The organism is Paenibacillus sp. USHLN196, from assembly GCF_037144955.1.
Taxonomy (GTDB): domain Bacteria; phylum Bacillota; class Bacilli; order Paenibacillales; family Paenibacillaceae; genus Paenibacillus; species Paenibacillus xylanexedens_C.
In genome coordinates this window covers 158,848-175,350 of the sequence record NZ_JBBCYH010000001.1, presented here as the reverse complement: position 1 = coordinate 175,350, position 16,503 = coordinate 158,848, and the positions used below count along the sequence as shown (strand labels likewise).

Sequence of the window (16,503 nt, the reverse complement as noted above, 5' to 3'; positions counted from 1 at the left end):
TCTGGGTGACGAGTTGATTAGGTAGATGACAAATTTGTCATGTTCACAAAAAAAACAGTCAAGAATAATCTTGGCTGTTTATAGTGGGATATTTTCCTCTTGAGTTCTCCTAACCATTTCGAATGCATTGGGATCCGTAAAGGTGATCCGCATCGTCGTCCCTTGCCTCTGGCCAGCCAGGACATGAAGTGCAACGCCCATTTTCCCTGCTACAGTTTGGGCAAGATAGAGCCCAAGTCCGGTAGCGGCATTATGAATTCTTCCATTCTCGCCTGTGAATCCTTTGTCAAAGATACGTGGCAGGTCATGCGGTTTTATCCCCGGACCTTCGTCAATTAAATCTAGGATAACGTTCTCTTTTTCAGACATCACTGTCATGAATGTAATCGCCTTACCGGATGGACTGTATTTAATGGCATTGGTCAATAACTGCCGAAGGATGAAGCGGCACCATTTGCGGTCCGTAACGACCATGACATCATCTCCTTCGATGCTGACTGCCAAATTTTTCTCCATACACCATGGAGCCAGTTCCCGGATTTCTTCTGCCGCAAGACGATGTAACGAAACTCGTTCAAGCACAAAGTCCGATTCCAAGGCAGGAAGACGTGTCATATACAACTGACGGTCTATGAGAAGATGGATCCTCAGCCATTCTGATTCAATTTTACTCAGATCCGGATCACTCGGTCGTGAGTCCAGAATCAGTTTCATAGCAGTAAGCGGCGTTTTAACCTCATGAATCCATGAGGCAGTGAAGTCGTTCTCAATCAGTTGGACTTCCTTATCATGAGATAGCTTGCGGTTGAACTGATAAAAGGCCTCTCGTAATACATCGTTCGTTATACTATCAAGTTCATGCTCAGGTTCCGGAAGACTCTCCATCCAATCTGAGGCCATCACTTCTTGCAGCTTGACGAGCGCTGCTGCATATTTGGTTTCTTTCTTGTAACGCCATAGAAAAAATACAAGAAATATAATTATATACAGACCATTCAAATAAAGGAGAGATGTCCATTCAACATGGATTCCCTGTTCAATAAGGATAAGTACATCGGTCAGACCTAGCAAGCTAACAAAAAGCAGAATCCAGCTTTTTCTTGTTCTGATGTAACGGATTAACATACGGCTATACCCCCTATAAAGTGACGGCCATATATCCCATCCCTTTCTTTGTGACAATCGCATCCGAAAGTCCAAGTGGTTCTAATTTCTGCCTTAGCCGGGTGATATTAGCTGTAAGGGTATTATCGTTTACGAACTGCTCATCTTCCCACAGCTTACGGATCAAGTCATGACGAGAGATTATAATATTATTAGCTTTCACGAGCGCGATCAACAAGAAGAATTCATTTTTGGTCAAATCTGCTTCCTCGTCTGATTTTCGGATAACACCTCGTTTCAGATCAACTAAGGCACCATTCCATTCGAGAATATCTGTCTGGCCTTCTCCATAAGCGTATGTTCTGCGAAGAAGCGCCTGGATTTTGGCATATAGCACATTCGTATGAAAGGGTTTTTGAACAAAGTCATCCGCACCCATATTAAGTGCCATGACCATATCCAAGGGGTGATCACGGGAAGATAGAAAAATGATAGGTACCTCGGAAACTGAACGGATTTCTCTGCACCAATGAAAACCATCATATTTAGGGAGCGTAATGTCCATGATAATAAGATGTGGTTGTTGATCCTGAAATGACCGCATGACTTCATGAAAATCATCAGGTCTTGTAACTTGTAAGGCCCACGCTTCCAATCCTTTTTTCAACGCTTTAAATAATGCATTATCATCTTCAACGACAAATATATTAAATTCCATAGAAGTAAACCTCCTCATAATCTTTGAATGATGTACATGCTATATTCTTTTCAACAAGAATAATAGCATGTACTGTCGGGGAATGCTTACTACACTAATCTTTCTCTACAAACTTGCATAAACTTGCACGGTTTGGTGCATTGTAGTGATGCAGAGATTTAAAAACCTCACCGTCTTGTTGATCAATCAAATGACCATTCGGAATAAGGAGAACGTTATGAACAAACAAAGAGCGATCGAAATATCTGAATCGACCATTATGAAAAAGGTAACTTATCAGGATACCCCTATCTTTATCCAGCATGTCAATGAGGATGAAACGGCCCGAATCTATCCGGTCGGAGACTCGGAACAGGAAATGACAGTTCCTTTGTCCAGTTTGACTGAACATCCTTAGTATAAATGACAGCTTTTATTGCAGACCTGTTTCAAAATCGTAACAAATAAAACGCCGTATCTCGAAATGAGATACGGCGCTTCATTTTTAGTGGGGAAGGTTACCAGGGATTTGCGGCTGAAGCGGTGCAGGAGCATATCCATTTTGCATTTGCTGCATATCTTGCTGGGCAAGCTGTGGTACTTGGTAGAAGCCATTCTTATTTTGATAAATCGAGATCTCATAGGCCATTTCAATACAGTTTGGCAAGGAATCCGCAAGCACACGGCGTACAACAGGATTCGTTGTTTCCAATGCTGCTGTTGTTTTCATTACAGCCCCCGATTTTACTGCATTTAACATACTAAGGGAGATGCTTTGGTCGCATATCTCACCTGCAGTTTGCATTGGCTTTTTCGGTTGGCTTGGTTTCATGCCATAAGTAAAATCGTTACCCTGATTCATTTTATAACTTTGAGTCGGTTTGGAAGGATCCTGACCTGTTTTAAAACATTCCAATGTAATGTTATATTCATCCGTCATAAATTGCTTCTGACGTTGTAAAATATCCCGAAGCTCCGGATCTTTTACGTGTTCACTCATCATGGTATACGTATTCATGGTATTGATCGCTCCTGCCAATACTTCATGGACATCAAACATTTCATGCCCGCCATGGTTCAGTTGAGGTGGAACAGTACCTGTTTCAATGTTTTGATGGTTTTGCAGTTGCATTTTTGTATTTCCTCCTATTAATTGTTTCCTGCAAATGGTGGCTTTCTCTATCCGCAGTCTGTGGTTATTATGAATTTCATGGACCCAATATATTCAGATTAATTTTTATTTTTTTGAATACGTCTCGTTCACAGTACCTTTTATAGGCGCCATGCATAGGCTAACACATAACTTTAGGAGGGATTCATGTGTATACTTACGAACTAAATCGACAAAACCATCATCTCGCTTGGCACGAAACGATGGAACTTCACGAATTGACAGCCTTTCAGAGCAATCAGTTAACACATTTTAAATTAGTATTGATTGATGTAAAGAACCAGGACCTCCACACACTCTATATGGAAGCCATTAATGGTATTGAACAAAATTTGAAGGAGCTTCTTCAATATTATCCACTGGCGCCAGAAGGAACCAGAAACAGTGGGAATGAAATGGATATGACTGCATTTTACGCTGGACAGCTGCTGGGTTTTGCGAAAACATCAGTTCGCAACTATGCTATCGCCATTACAGAAACCGCCACTCCTCAACTACGTGAAACATTGCAGAAACAACTAAATGGTGCTATCCAACTACATGGTAAAGTATTTTACTTTATGCTAGAGCGGGGGCTGTATCCCTCCTATGATCTTCCTAAACTCCTCGCCAACGACATTGCTATGGCGAATAAAGCGATATCTCTGTAATTCAAAAACAACAGGTCTTCGAGTCATCGAAGGCCTGTTGTTTTATATTTGAATAGCTCGTGTCAAACCCTGTGTCCCTACAAAAACACATTTGGTATACTTCATAATGCCAAAAAAGCCGATTCCAATCTGGAATCGACCTTTTGCTACTTCTAATCTAAAAGTTAGGATCAGTCTGGGCATGTTTTGGTTGATGTGAGTTTTTTTTAACAAGCAGAAAATAAGTAACAATCGCGATGACACTGGTCATTAATAAAGTGAGTCCTAATGGGACGGCAGTATCCTCACCTGCGATACCGACCAGAGGAGCAACCAGTGCACCCAGAAGAAATGGAACGACTCCAAGGAGTGCAGCTGCACTTCCAGCCATCTTCGCTTGACTCTCCATGGCAAGCGGGAATGCCGCTGTTGATGTAATGCCGATCGAGCAAACAAAGAAGAACAATGGAATGACCAAAGCAAAAAGTGGGCCATGAGCCAGAGTTACGAGCAAAGCAGCAACGCTTGCTATTAAAGCAAGCCATAGTCCAGATAATAGAAGGGTCTGCTCAGGTATGCGTTTGGCCAAACGACCCACGATTTGAGAACCGATGATCAAACTGATTCCGTTTGAAGCAAACAATATGGCAAATACAGTCGGTGTGACTCCATATATGTTTTGGTAAATAAAAGGTGTACCTGCTACATAAGCAAAGACCCCTGCCGTCATGATTCCTTGTGCCAGCATATAGCCAACAAATGTGCGGTCACGAAGGAGCATTCTGTAATTCCCCAACTGCTGTTTGAAGTCGGGAACCATACGTCTTTCGGCGGGGTGAGTCTCTTTCAACCCCCACTTTGTCATGATTAATAAGAAAATCCCCAGAAATGAAAGGGAGACAAACACGCCAATCCATGTCGTGAATGAAAGAATTCCACTTCCCGCGATCGGTGCTGCCAAAGGTCCCAAATTCCCCACGAGCAAGAGCAGCGAGAAGAATTTAGTAAGTTCATGTCCACTGTATAGATCTCTAGCTATCGCACGAGAAATGACAATCCCCGCTGATGCTGCAAATCCTTGAGTGAAGCGAAACAAAATCAATAGTCCGATATTCGGAGCAAAGGCACATGCCAAGGAACAAATAATATAGGCTGCCATGCAGATCAACAATGGTTTACGTCTACCATAAGCATCACTCAAAGGACCCATAACGAGTTGACCTACACCGAGTCCTAGCAAACAAGCAGTAAGACTAAATTGTACAAGTGATGCAGTTGTATTCAGATTTTTTGCAATCTCAGGAAAAGCCGGTAAATACATATCAATCGTAAATGGACCTAATGTCGAAAATAAACCCAGTAGTATGGCCAATCCAAAGACATTCCAATTCGTGCTCTTCGTCATGTTAAATAAATCTCCAATTCCTTTTATATATTGTCATTTCGTAAATCTTGCTGTATGGAATCAGCACATTCCTTCTCCCTTCTCACCTGTTATAAACATTTAAGTAATGGTTCTCATTCTACCTCTATTCTGAGTATAAGAGGTAGAGTTAACTGTAAGTCAAGTTAAAATGAATAACCCCCATTCCAGATACCGGCTAGCGTATCTGAAACGGGGGTTATTCATATATTGCTTAACTAAATGAGAACAGCGCGCTTATTGTGCTGCAGTAACCGTAATGTTATCTACATTTGGTCCTTCTGTACCGGTTGTGACCACTTTAATCGTATTGGTTCCTGTGTTCATGGGAACCTGAATGGTCTTTTCACTCCATGTTGACCAGCTTCCAGTTGCCGGGAAGGGCTCGTTACTGATGACTTTGGTTCCGTTGACAAATATGTCGAGGTTACGTGTTCCACTTTCCAGGGCGTAACGAAACTTTACGTTTTTGGTACCTGTTGTAGCGTTGTTGATGGCATTCCATTGAATGGCCGAACCGGTCATAGCGTTAAAGTTAACGTATCCGGAGCCTGTGTATCCTGGATAGATTGTTTCAATGCCAGCATCGGTAAGTGTGGTACCATTCTCTGCCTCATATGTGGTTCCACTTCCTGGATTTCCACCACTGCTACCGGTTACATTGGCTACAAACGTGGTTACGCTTTGAGCTGGGAGCTGTGCCGTAAATGCTCCACCTGACACGTTAATCGGTGTTCCACTTGCCAGGTTTCGACTACTATCCGTGACCCAGGAGGATACGGTAGAAGCGTTGCCGTTCTGTAGAACGAATCTTTGGCTTGTAGCCGATGTGCCGCGATTAATCGCCACAATGACCACTTTGTTATCCCCTTTGTAGGCCGAAACAAATGTGTTGGTATCCGGATTTTTGGTTGCATCCACTCTGAGATAGCCTGGACGTACAAATTTGGAGAAATGAGCCATGTTATATCCACGTTTACTAATGGTACCATCTTCTCTCATTGGACCGTACTGTCTGCGAATGTACCACCATACATATGCCTGGAAATCACCTTCAACCATAGCATTGTGCATGTGATAGGACACATCCAGCGCCTCTGGCCAGCGATCCGCTGAGTTGTTATCACTGTTCGGGTAATACACTTCGGTCATCCACAGTTCTTTGCCGGCCCCTTTTTGCTTAAAGAGAGGATATGCAAAATCTTTGAACTGGGTTCCATACGTATGTGCTCCCAGAATGTCCATGTTGGCGAGTGCCTGAGGATCATTCAGGATCGGGTCAGATATGTTTTTTAAATATTGGAACGATTCTGGTGCCATAACCTTTGTATTCTGAATGGAGCCAGCATTCTCTTTCATGAAGCGAAGGATCTCCTGTGGTGTCCACCATGTCCAGTCATGGGCATAATCGGGTTCATTTTGTACAGAGATCGCATACAGGTCTACACCATTATTCTTCATGTAAGTGACGAAATCGTTCAGATGTTGCGCGTACGCGGCATACTTATCGTATTTCAGGCGTTTGGCATTCGTCTGTCCGTTATGATTAAACGTTTCGACCATGTCGCTGGGAGGATTCCAGGGTGAAGCGAATACAAGTGCACCTTGCTCAATCGCTCTTTTCGCAGTATCGACCTCTCTGTACCAGTTGTTTCTATTCTCATCGACATAGATTCTCAGAATGGAAAAGCCCAACTGATTCTGTCCGTTACCAAAGGCAGTTTCACGCTGAGCTGCCGTCAAGTCACCGATCCAGGCTGGATGGTTAATGCCCCCAAAACCCTTGATGAGCTGTTTTTCGGAGGATAAATTAATGTTCGCATCACTAGCAGCCGACACATGTGTCGGGGTTAACATCAGAGGTAGAGCCGTTAAACATGCCAGTAAAACATGGACTGATTTTTTAAGTGTCATTTTGAATTTCAATATCTTCATCCTCCTCAAATGGATTTCACCAATGAAAGCGCATTCAACATTCTCAACTACTTCAACCGTGGATAGAAGTTAACATATCACGTCCTTTCAAAGTGCATCAGATGATAAATAAAGTATTTATTTGTAAATGTTACTATATTATGTTGTGGAATAAAACCTGATATATTATAGGTTATTGTTGATATTTATCTTTTTTTAAGAGATACGGGTTAGACAAAAAAGACATGATCAAAAGAGCAACCTCATAGGAGATTGCCCTTCTCTGCTTACTTATGTTTGGGTATTAATGTTCAGTCTATACCCTGTCATGCTCACATTAGAATTTTGGACAGATGCACAAGTCCCGTGGACTGTATTCGTTCTTCTTCAGCGATATTCTCATAGAGAAGATGGCCTTTTCCTGCAACCATCACGAGTTCACGCATGGCAGCTATACGACCTTTGCTGTGATCGATATAACGGAAATCCACCTGGCGCAATTTTGGCATTTCGAGTAAACCCTCAAAAGCTTCCGCCTTGATCCCCTTTTGTATCTCTTTCAAGACCAGTACCTCTAATTGATTCGCAGTCCACAGATTATTAATCTCCTGTAATGATTTCATGAAATCCAATTCTAGTTGACGGAGATTGTTCATACCTGAAAAGTCGCACAATCGCTCAATCTTAGGTAATGATAGATGTAGATAGACTAGGTTATGTAGCGCCCCTACTGCATCAATATCGGTCAGATTACGGACAGAGGATAATCTCAGCATGCTTATATTCGATTCAGCCAGGACCTCAAGCGAACCGCTCAATGTACACTGATCGATAGCCAAATATTCGATTAACGGCAGGTCCACAACAAAATCAAGTCGATCAATAGTGCAGTTTAAAACCAGGGTACGCAGTCGGATACAGTCCTCAATTGGTGAGAGATCAGAGAATTTCCCGCTAAGTGCGAGATAATCTAAATATTTAAAGTTACGTATGAAATCCAAATTTTGGATTTTGGGTGAGCGAATGTTGAGAAACGCCATCCTTTGCATCGCACCCAGTCTATTCAGATCTTGTGGTTGCTTGAGATCCAACTGCACAGCGGTGACATGCTTTAGTGCAGCGAGAATCTCCAAAAAATCTTCGGTATATCGCCCTTTCACATCAGTGTTTGAGATGGATAGAATCAGATCCGGGCGTTTGGCAAACACATGTTCATCCAGTTGACGTAGATCATGCGCCTCGTCCAGCCCAACTACAAAACTTATCGTAGCGCGGTTTCGCAATTGAGTGACAGCGTTACTCATTTTGTCATCATTCCAGGGAGCACCACTCATTGAAGCAGTCCAAGGTTCGCTCATTAACCATCACCTTCTTTTCAAATTATCCCTAACTTGGGTAAGTGAAGTAAGCATTATGGTTATTATATAGAGAACACTCTGAGGGTTCAAACCCTGGTAGAAGTAGAGTATAGTAAACGTAGTTGTAAGTATATATTAGGAGGCTGCAGTCATGTCACAAAAAATCTGGATGAACCTGCCTGTGAAAGATGTTGTGAAATCCACCACCTTTTTCAATGAGATCGGATTCCATGGGGAGAATGTTGGTAACGAGAGAGCCCAGCTTGTCATAGGCTCAACGACGATTCTACTGTTTCCGGATGCAACGTTTGAGAAATTTACAGGTGCAAAAACTGCGGATACTTCCCATAGTGCAGAAGTGATATTTTCCATTGGTGCTGATAGCAGAGAAGAAGTTGATGCTTTTATTCAAAAAGTAGAGATTGCCGGAGGAAGCATCTTTGGCAAGCCGAGTGAAATAGATGGCTGGATGTATGGTGCAGGATTTGCTGACCTGGACGGTCACCGCTGGAACTTGCTCTACATGGATGAGAGCAAAATGCCGAAACGGTAATGTAAAGTCTATAACCACGTCCGCCTCTTATCCTTCAACATTCGAATCCTTCAATCGGCCAGTCATGGAGATCCTGACGTAATTCGTTACGATACTAAATATAAGGAATACGATTCCTCCAACTACGATATAATGTGTACTTATTCCAGTTACGATTAGTCCACATACACTAGCACCAAGTGTTGTTCCCAGATTGGAAGAGGTTAGAAAGATCCCATTCGACAATTCGGGTGCCTCTGGTGCTGCAGATACCACCCAATATTGAGTGATGTTGCCGCCTATGCCTCCTAAGATCCCCCAAATGAAAATAAGGAAGGCTGTTGGCACACTGAATTGTCCGAAGGTGAACAACAAGATGTAAACAGTTATTAATGCAATGGGATACATCTTGACCGTTCTTAACGGGTAATTAGCAAGCAGTTTCCCTGCTATCATGTTCCCAACCATATTGGCCAAGCCATATAGAAATAACATCACACTGACGGTGTTCCAGCCATATCTTGTCACGGTTTTCAGGAACTCAGCAAGATAACTATAGACCCCAAAAACAGCTCCGTTCATGAAGATCACACCAGCAATGGATAGCCACATCACGGATCTTCTCAATACATACAGATGAGTACCCATAGAGAGTTTTTTCGTAACTGGCATGGAGGGCACGAACAGAAGGGTTGCTGCGAATGCGACGATCGTTACGGCGGCAAAGAACAACATCGCATAGAACAACGATGTGCTGGTAGCAATCAAGCTCGAAAGGGGGACTCCGAGTACCATCCCTGCCGACACGCCTACAAATACTTTAGCCACTGCCTTCGGCGCCTCTTCCTTGGGGACTGACGCCGCTGCGACCGTAAATGCCAATGAGCAATAGACTGGATGGAAAAAAGCCGGAACGACACGTGCAATGACCAATACCGTAAAGTTTGATGTGATGGCGGAGACCAAGCTGCCCACAATAAAAATGCCAAGCACGAACAACATGACATACTTGCGGTTCATGCCTGAAAATAATAAGGGCAAAATGGGACCAGATACAGCAACCGCAAGCGCAAAAAGACTCACAATCAAACCAGCGGTTGAGATACTGACCTGGTAATGGTCTGCAATCAAAGGCAAGATTCCGATTACGCCCATCTCCGTATTTAATATACCGAATACACCAAAGGTCAAAATGAATACAAGCAGGTGATTTCGTTTAGTTGTCATATGCCATGGATCTAGAGAGATCCCGGTAAGCATCGATCTCTAACTGAAGGTTGGCAATTTTCTGCTCTGCAATGCCTATCGCGTCGGCTCCTGCAATAAAGCGTCGCGGCGGTTGGTCCTCGTTTGCAATCTTGAGGAGGGCATTGGCAAGTTTTTTTGGATCTCCAGGCTGCTGCCCGTTCTGATTCTTGAAAAATTCCATATGACCAGCTCTCCGGTCATCATAGTCTTCAATCGAGGGCTTAGCGAAAGTTGACGATGCATCCGTAAGAAATTCTGTTCGGAAAAATCCCGGATTGACTATAGTCGTATGGATACCAAAAGGAGCTACCTCAGGAGCCACTGCCTCCATCCATCCCTCAAGCGCAAATTTCGCAGCACTGTACGCCGAATTAAACTCAAATCCTGAAAGGCCAGCGCCTGAAGAGATCGAGATCACATGTCCTGAACGTTGGTTACGCATCACAGGTAATATGGCCCGGGTAACGTGCATTGAACCAACCACCGCCACCTGTAGCTGATGTTCAATCTGGTCAGGGGTCAGTTCCTCAAAATACCCTCCATAGAAATGTGCCGCATTATTTACGAGTACATCGATCGCCCCGAACCGTTCCATTGCCGCCTTAACTGCGGAATGTGCATCAGCAGGTTCGCAAACATCTAATGGGACAACCATTACATTCTCGGAATCACCGATTGCACGAAGCACCGCATCGGGATCCCGGCCAGTAGCCACAACCTTGTGTCCAGCAGTTAAAGCAGCCTTCGCAATAGTTGTGCCCATACCTCGACCAGCGCCAGTGATAAACCATACCTTTGTCTTATTCATATCATTCATTCCCTTCAATTTCTTCTCCAGTTGCCTCGCTCTTTAGTTTAGCGTTTATACACCATATAGCAAATACTCATATCTTATAACAAGATATGCTTGAAAGGCATTTCTTATAGGTTTATTGTAGAATATAGAAGGATAAAGGAGGAGTTAAGATGGAGATTAGAGTATTGCGTTATTTTCTTACGGTCGCCAGAGAAGGAAGCATTACACGTGCTGCTGATTTCTTGCATGTTACGCAGCCAACCTTGTCCAGACAATTGAAAGACCTTGAACAAGAGTTGGGAAAGAAATTATTTATTCGCAGTAGTTACAGTGTTATTCTCACAGATGAAGGTATGCTTTTAAGAAATAGAGCTGAAGAAATTGTGGGTATGGTCGATAAATTAGAGGCAGAATTTCAATCCATGGAAGAAACCATAAATGGTGATATTTATATTGGCGGTGGAGAAACGGAAGCCATGAAGCAAATTGCAAGAGTGGCAAAAGACCTGCAGAATAAATATCCCAATATACGCTATCACCTATACAGCGGCAACGAAGATGATGTAACTGAGCGGCTTGACAAGGGACTCCTTGACTTCGGTATTCTAATCCAGCCAGCGGATGTTTCAAAATATAACTATATTAATTTCTCCGACAAGGATGTTTGGGGAGTGGTAATGAGAAAAGAAAGTCCACTCGCATCCAAAGAAACGATTCGATCCACAGACTTATTACATGTTCCACTGATCTGTTCACGACAGTCGATGAAGCAGACATTTTCGAAAAATGAGTTTGCGGATTGGTTTGGTGAAGATTTTGACAAATTAAACGTCGTTACTACATACAATCTTGCATATAATGCTGCCATTATGGTTGAAGAAGGTATTGGTTATGCATTAACACTTGATAAAATAGTGAATACGTCCAGTGAAAGCGACCTTTGTTTCAGACCCCTGGAGCCAAGACTCGAATCTGGTTTAAATATTGTTTGGAAAAAACATCAGGTCTTTTCGACTGCTGCGGATTTGTTTTTAAAAGAAATTCAGGCTAAATTTTAAGATTCGCTAAAAACGCAAATGAATATTCGTTTTTGCATTTATACAGGATATGGAGAGCACCGAAACTCTTTCGGTGTTCTTTCTTCGTGCTTTTTGAAAGACTGGATAAAGTGATTCACGTGATTAAAGCCTACTTTCTGAGCGATCTCGGTTATTGTATCATTCGTTGATATTAAGAGATCTTTACTCTTCTTAATCCGATATTTGATTAGATACTCGTATGGCGTCATATGAGCCGTTTTTTTAAAACATCTGGTGCACTCTGAAATGCTCAAATGGGCGACATCAGCAATCTCACGAAGTGTAACCGGATGAGCGTAATTTAGATGGATGAAGCTGAGCATTAACTGTAGTCTTTCTTGCTGACGCTTCTCGCTTCTTGGGGTTTCCTCGGAAGGAATCGAAATGTTGGATATCAATACAAACCATAGTTGTACTGTTTTAATTGAAATTTCATATTCCCATCCCCATGTTTTCTCTGAATTAAATGTCTCCCTCATTCCCCAAAGCATGTCTAATATCTGCGTTTCCCACTCCGAATCTCTTGTAATCACAATTGAAACCAAAGAAGAATTGGTATAAGGCAGTACATAATTTTTTTCCATTGCACTTTCTATATGAAAGGCTAATAGCTTTTCCGGAAAATTAAAACTAACATATTGACCGTCATGGCTCAGCTCAGTTGCGATGTGAAGAATTCTCTTGTTGATCAGGATCGCCTGACCCGTTTCCAATGTATGATCAATTCCGTTTATCTGAATAACCAGCTTGCCTTTTGTGACTAAAGTGATCTGTAGATCTTCGTGCCAATGCAGATCGTTGAACCCTCTGCCTTCGGGGATACTTGTATGACGTGTATGTGTGTACATGATATAGGGAAACGAAAGATCGGAATACAAAATATCCTCATAAAGTTGCTTCCCCATTCTATGACGTTCCTTTCTTTGACGATATATCTATATTATAGAGCGATTTAATTGCACGAAATCCACAAAAATAATGATATTATTATATCAAATCTTTGACTTATCACAATAGCCTGTGCACAGACGACCGGATAAGAACTTTTGGAGGCTTATATGTGAAAGAAAATAAATCATCTCTGCTTTTTCATCCTTATGTACTACTTTTGATCGCCATATTGTCGGTATCCGTCTCTTCAATCATGATCAAATCTTCGGATACTCCGACCGCTATAGCCGGTATGTACAGACTATATATATCGGCCATTATTATGCTTCCTTTTATCCCCTGGAAAACGATCCGTTTCTTAAAATTGGATTCAAAGGGTTGGAGCACCGTTTTTCTGGCTGGCCTGCTTCTGGGTCTATATTTCTTGTTCTGGATGGAATCGCTGGTGTATACCTCAGTGGCTAGTTCCATGGTCATTCTGGCACTGCAACCTTTGTTTGTGATGATCGGGTCATACTTTATGTTTAAGGAAAGAGCGAGTATATATACCGTTCTATGTTTAATTACCGCCCTATTCGGTTCGGTGATCATCGCTTGGGGTGATATAGGCGTTTCAAGAGAGGCTCTGATTGGAGATGGTCTGTCACTGGTAGGAACCATACTGGTATCGGCGTATATGCTGGTGGGACAGAAAGTGAGTCGAAAAATCGACGCGAATATATACAGTGTTGTCGTCTTTATTATTGGTGGAAGTGTCCTGCTGGTCTACAGTTTATTGAATAACTTTTCGTTGACCAATTACGAATCATCCGATTGGCTGTATTTCCTCCTACTTGCGATCTTACCCACTATTTTTGGTCAGTATATTTTCAATCTGCTGCTCAAATCCATTGGTGCAACAACGGTTTCAGTAGGCATTATCGGTGAACCCGTTTTGGCCATTATGCTGGCTTATCTTCTTTTGGGAGAAACCATCTCTGCTTTTCAATTTGTAGGCGGTTTAATTACGTTGTCAGGAATGCTGATGTACTTTGCCCTGAAATCCTACAATATCCAACTGCCCAAGTTCCTTCGTTTCAATCGATTCAGGAAATTAGGATAATAAAGAAAGATCGGAAAGCAGATTATAGGTGTAGTTAATTTCCCTCCGCGTCGTATAGCAGGATTCAATTCAGAAGTGTTGGTGCTTGGCGGGCTGCCCGAACAAGGAGATGTTGTTTTGTTTGAAACCTGATCTCGAGCTACCAAATGGTACTCCGATCGGATGATAACAAGAAACCCACTGGAGCTTTATACCCGGTGGGTTTCTTGTTTTAAAACATCAGTTCTATGTAGAACTAATGTCTCTCCTTTATGGTTGAGTTACTTTACACAAAATCGTGGCGTGCTACTTCTCTTGTTCCTTAACCACTTGTTCGATCCCGAGCAAAATCAGCTTCAAGCCGAACTCGAAAGCTCCGTCGGTTCCCATCACCTCAAACATACCGTTCTTATACATCCTGCTGAACAGACCAGCTTCCTTCTCACTCATAGAATCCAGAAGGCTAACCATCTCTTCACCTTGAAGCACTTCCTGCTCTTTAAGGGCAGCAGATATATTGCGCTGATGCTGATAATCGTCCAGTACGAAATAGAATACATAATTGACAAGTGTTAGAACGGCCTGTAATTTCTGCTCTTGCTCTAGTGGCGTTGATTCCATGCAGAGCAACATGCGGTTGGTGAAGCGGATCATGTCTGGCTCGTGGGGCAGCGTCATCATCATGAGCTGTGTGGAGCACGGGTATCTGCTGAGCACACTCCGCACCGTCACCGCAAGCCCCTCCATCTGCTCCTTCCAGTCCCCTTCAGCGTGAAACTCGTCCAGAATAATTTTCGATATTTGATTGGCCAGACGCTGGTAGAGCGTCTGCTTGCTCTTAAAGTACCAGTATAGAGATGGAGCCTGAATCCCCAGCTTGTCTGCCAAGCGTCTCATGCTGAATTTCTCGATGCCCTCTTCCGCCAAAAGTTCCCACGAAGTTTCCAATATCTTATCTTCCGAAATCTGTGGCTGCTGTTTTTTCATCGTTATCCGTCCTTTTATCTAACAGTGTAAGTTTATGCTTTACAGGTTCATACGTTCATGATAACATCTAACACTGTAAGGTTCAATCTAACGGTGTTAGATTAGATCAATATTAACGAAGAAAGTAGTGACCCACATGGATACAGAAAACCTCCATTACTTTGAAAAAGCACCGATCGCCAAAGCCGTAGCTCACTTTGCTGTCCCAATGATGCTAGGCACGTCAATGAGTGTTATTTACTCCATCTTGAATGCCTATTTCCTTGGTACACTGGGTAATACAGCAATGTTAACCGCACTCGCACTAACTTTACCTTTATTCGCGGTCATCATGGCCCTTGGTAATTTAATTGGTATAGGCAGCGGTACATTCATCTCTCGTTTGCTGGGAGAGAGAAAAGTCGATGATCTGAAGCATGTATCTTCATTCGCCTTTTACAGTAGTTTAGTTCTCGGAATTATTGTGATGGCCGTTGGCCTCCCGCTGATCGAACCAATCGTTCATGGGCTGGGGGCAACGCCAGAGTCCTTCGGATTTACGAAAGAGTATGTCACGATTATGCTTATGGGTTCACCCTTCGTCATCTTATTCTTCACGCTGGAGAATATCGTGCGCTCGGAGGGTTCAGCAATCACGTCAATGACCGGTATGATTCTCAGTGTTGTTATAAATATTGTTCTTGACGCACTATTCATTTTTGTCTTCCATTGGGGCGTGATCGGCGTTGCATCTGCTACCGTCATCTCCAACTTGGTTTCGAGTGCATTTTACGCTTACCATATAAGTTATAAGAGTCCGTTCTTAACCGTCTCCCTCAAATGGTTCAAGGTGACCAAGGACATCCTGAGCAATGTATTGAAAATTGGAGTTCCCGTCTTTGTTATGAGTGTCTTCTTGGGTGCAATGTCGCTTATTCTTAACCTTTTTCTTGTTGAATATGGAGATCAGGCCGTGGCGGGGTATGGAATCTCATCACGTTTATTGCAATTTCCTGAGTTTATTCTGATGGGCTTGTGCGAGGGAGTTGTGCCGTTGATTGCCTTCTCATTCACAGCGAACAAATTACGCATGAAACAAACCATTGGATTCACGATCAAATCTATTTTGGCGTTAGCCGTCCTGTTTGGGGTTGTCGTCTATCTGATCTCTGACCACTTGATTGGTTTATTTACGACTGACCCGCAATTAATTGAAATGGGTAGCTACATTCTTCATGTAACCTTCTTATCCTTGTTCATTACAGGAATGACTTCTTTGTTTATGGGGATCTTCCAAGCAACAGCCCAAGGAACCGCCGCGTTTGTTATGTCCATAATTCAAGGGATTACACTAATTCCTGTCTTGTATATCGCTAATCAAATGAACGGCTTTCATGGAGTGATCTGGTCACTTGTTATTGCTGATGCCGTCGCGTTTCTAGTTGGGGCCATCATGTTATATGCTTTGCGGACAAAATTGCAGCCGGATCTGGAACATTTGGCACAGTAATTTCGCAAATGGTTTACAGAAAAAAAACACGGCATTAAGTTTGTTACCTATTTTCCCATCTTCGTCTCCTTTGATCGCTGTTTGCATAAATTAGCATCATAAGT

General features: G+C 42.7%; 16 protein-coding genes and 1 pseudogene. 7 read left to right on the top strand and 10 right to left on the bottom strand.

Annotated elements, in window-relative coordinates; translation table 11 throughout:
• Positions 1-78 precede the first annotated feature (78 nt).
• Positions 79-1,125 carry a sensor histidine kinase gene (locus tag WFI24_RS00735; RefSeq protein ID WP_336758005.1) on the bottom strand — a complete coding sequence of 349 codons (1,047 nt, stop codon included), beginning with the start codon at positions 1,123-1,125 and terminating at the stop codon, positions 79-81.
• A gap of 13 nt (positions 1,126-1,138) precedes the next feature.
• Positions 1,139-1,822: a response regulator transcription factor gene (locus WFI24_RS00730; protein ID WP_336758003.1), complete on the bottom strand. Its 684-nt coding sequence runs from the start codon at positions 1,820-1,822 to the stop codon at positions 1,139-1,141.
• A 217-nt stretch (positions 1,823-2,039) separates the two neighbouring features.
• Between WFI24_RS00730 and WFI24_RS00725 the strand changes: the two genes are divergently transcribed.
• On the top strand, positions 2,040-2,219 hold the full coding sequence (locus WFI24_RS00725; protein WP_145325494.1) for an H-type small acid-soluble spore protein: 180 nt from the start codon (positions 2,040-2,042) through the stop codon (positions 2,217-2,219).
• An 87-nt stretch (positions 2,220-2,306) separates the two neighbouring features.
• Here WFI24_RS00725 and WFI24_RS00720 read toward each other — a convergent pair whose 3' ends face one another.
• On the bottom strand, positions 2,307-2,933 hold the full coding sequence (locus tag WFI24_RS00720) for a spore coat protein (RefSeq protein ID WP_145325495.1): 627 nt from the start codon (positions 2,931-2,933) through the stop codon (positions 2,307-2,309).
• 242 nt (positions 2,934-3,175) lie between these two features.
• Between WFI24_RS00720 and WFI24_RS00715 the strand changes: the two genes are divergently transcribed.
• Positions 3,176-3,622, top strand: coding sequence for a spore coat protein (locus tag WFI24_RS00715; protein ID WP_336758747.1), 447 nt, complete (start codon positions 3,176-3,178; stop codon positions 3,620-3,622).
• Positions 3,623-3,779: 157 nt separating this feature from the next.
• Here the strand turns inward: WFI24_RS00715 and WFI24_RS00710 are convergent, their stop codons facing one another.
• The 3 genes from WFI24_RS00710 to WFI24_RS00700 all read right to left on the bottom strand — a co-directional run bounded on the left by WFI24_RS00710 (position 3,780) and on the right by WFI24_RS00700 (position 8,296).
• Entirely contained in the window at positions 3,780-5,006 is a 1,227-nt protein-coding gene (locus WFI24_RS00710; protein ID WP_336757999.1) for a multidrug effflux MFS transporter, read from the bottom strand.
• Positions 5,007-5,261: 255 nt separating this feature from the next.
• On the bottom strand, positions 5,262-6,959 hold the full coding sequence (locus tag WFI24_RS00705) for a carbohydrate-binding protein (protein ID WP_336757997.1): 1,698 nt from the start codon (positions 6,957-6,959) through the stop codon (positions 5,262-5,264).
• A gap of 311 nt (positions 6,960-7,270) precedes the next feature.
• Positions 7,271-8,296 carry a hypothetical protein gene (locus WFI24_RS00700; RefSeq protein ID WP_336757995.1) on the bottom strand — a complete coding sequence of 342 codons (1,026 nt, stop codon included), beginning with the start codon at positions 8,294-8,296 and terminating at the stop codon, positions 7,271-7,273.
• A 151-nt stretch (positions 8,297-8,447) separates the two neighbouring features.
• On the opposite strand from WFI24_RS00700, the gene WFI24_RS00695 reads away from it, so the two are divergent.
• Positions 8,448-8,849 carry a VOC family protein gene (locus WFI24_RS00695; RefSeq protein ID WP_336757993.1) on the top strand — a complete coding sequence of 134 codons (402 nt, stop codon included), beginning with the start codon at positions 8,448-8,450 and terminating at the stop codon, positions 8,847-8,849.
• Positions 8,850-8,876: 27 nt separating this feature from the next.
• Here WFI24_RS00695 and WFI24_RS00690 read toward each other — a convergent pair whose 3' ends face one another.
• Positions 8,877-10,055, bottom strand: a complete 1,179-nt coding sequence (locus WFI24_RS00690) for an MFS transporter (RefSeq protein ID WP_336757991.1) — start codon at positions 10,053-10,055, stop codon at positions 8,877-8,879.
• Entirely contained in the window at positions 10,045-10,884 is an 840-nt protein-coding gene (locus WFI24_RS00685) for an SDR family NAD(P)-dependent oxidoreductase (protein ID WP_336757989.1), read from the bottom strand. The genes WFI24_RS00690 and WFI24_RS00685 overlap by 11 nt, the downstream gene beginning before the upstream one ends.
• 158 nt (positions 10,885-11,042) lie before the next feature.
• Here WFI24_RS00685 and WFI24_RS00680 point away from each other — a divergent pair, with 158 nt between their 5' ends.
• Positions 11,043-11,930, top strand: coding sequence for a LysR family transcriptional regulator (locus tag WFI24_RS00680; protein WP_336757987.1), 888 nt, complete (start codon positions 11,043-11,045; stop codon positions 11,928-11,930).
• A gap of 38 nt (positions 11,931-11,968) precedes the next feature.
• Here the strand turns inward: WFI24_RS00680 and WFI24_RS00675 are convergent, their stop codons facing one another.
• The gene (locus tag WFI24_RS00675) at positions 11,969-12,856 is read right to left on the bottom strand and encodes an AraC family transcriptional regulator (RefSeq protein ID WP_336757985.1); all 888 of its coding nucleotides are present in this window, start codon (positions 12,854-12,856) and stop codon (positions 11,969-11,971) included.
• Positions 12,857-13,011: 155 nt separating this feature from the next.
• Here WFI24_RS00675 and WFI24_RS00670 point away from each other — a divergent pair, with 155 nt between their 5' ends.
• Both WFI24_RS00670 and WFI24_RS00665 read left to right on the top strand, forming a co-directional pair.
• Positions 13,012-13,944: a DMT family transporter gene (locus WFI24_RS00670; RefSeq protein ID WP_336757983.1), complete on the top strand. Its 933-nt coding sequence runs from the start codon at positions 13,012-13,014 to the stop codon at positions 13,942-13,944.
• Positions 13,945-13,953: 9 nt separating this feature from the next.
• Positions 13,954-14,110 (top strand): annotated as a pseudogene (locus WFI24_RS00665) (tRNA-binding protein); the annotation flags it as partial.
• A gap of 119 nt (positions 14,111-14,229) precedes the next feature.
• Here the strand turns inward: WFI24_RS00665 and WFI24_RS00660 are convergent.
• Positions 14,230-14,910 carry a TetR/AcrR family transcriptional regulator C-terminal domain-containing protein gene (locus WFI24_RS00660; RefSeq protein ID WP_336757982.1) on the bottom strand — a complete coding sequence of 227 codons (681 nt, stop codon included), beginning with the start codon at positions 14,908-14,910 and terminating at the stop codon, positions 14,230-14,232.
• Positions 14,911-15,046: 136 nt separating this feature from the next.
• On the opposite strand from WFI24_RS00660, the gene WFI24_RS00655 reads away from it, so the two are divergent.
• Positions 15,047-16,399, top strand: coding sequence for an MATE family efflux transporter (locus tag WFI24_RS00655; protein WP_336757981.1), 1,353 nt, complete (start codon positions 15,047-15,049; stop codon positions 16,397-16,399).
• The last annotated feature ends 104 nt before the right edge of the window (positions 16,400-16,503 follow it).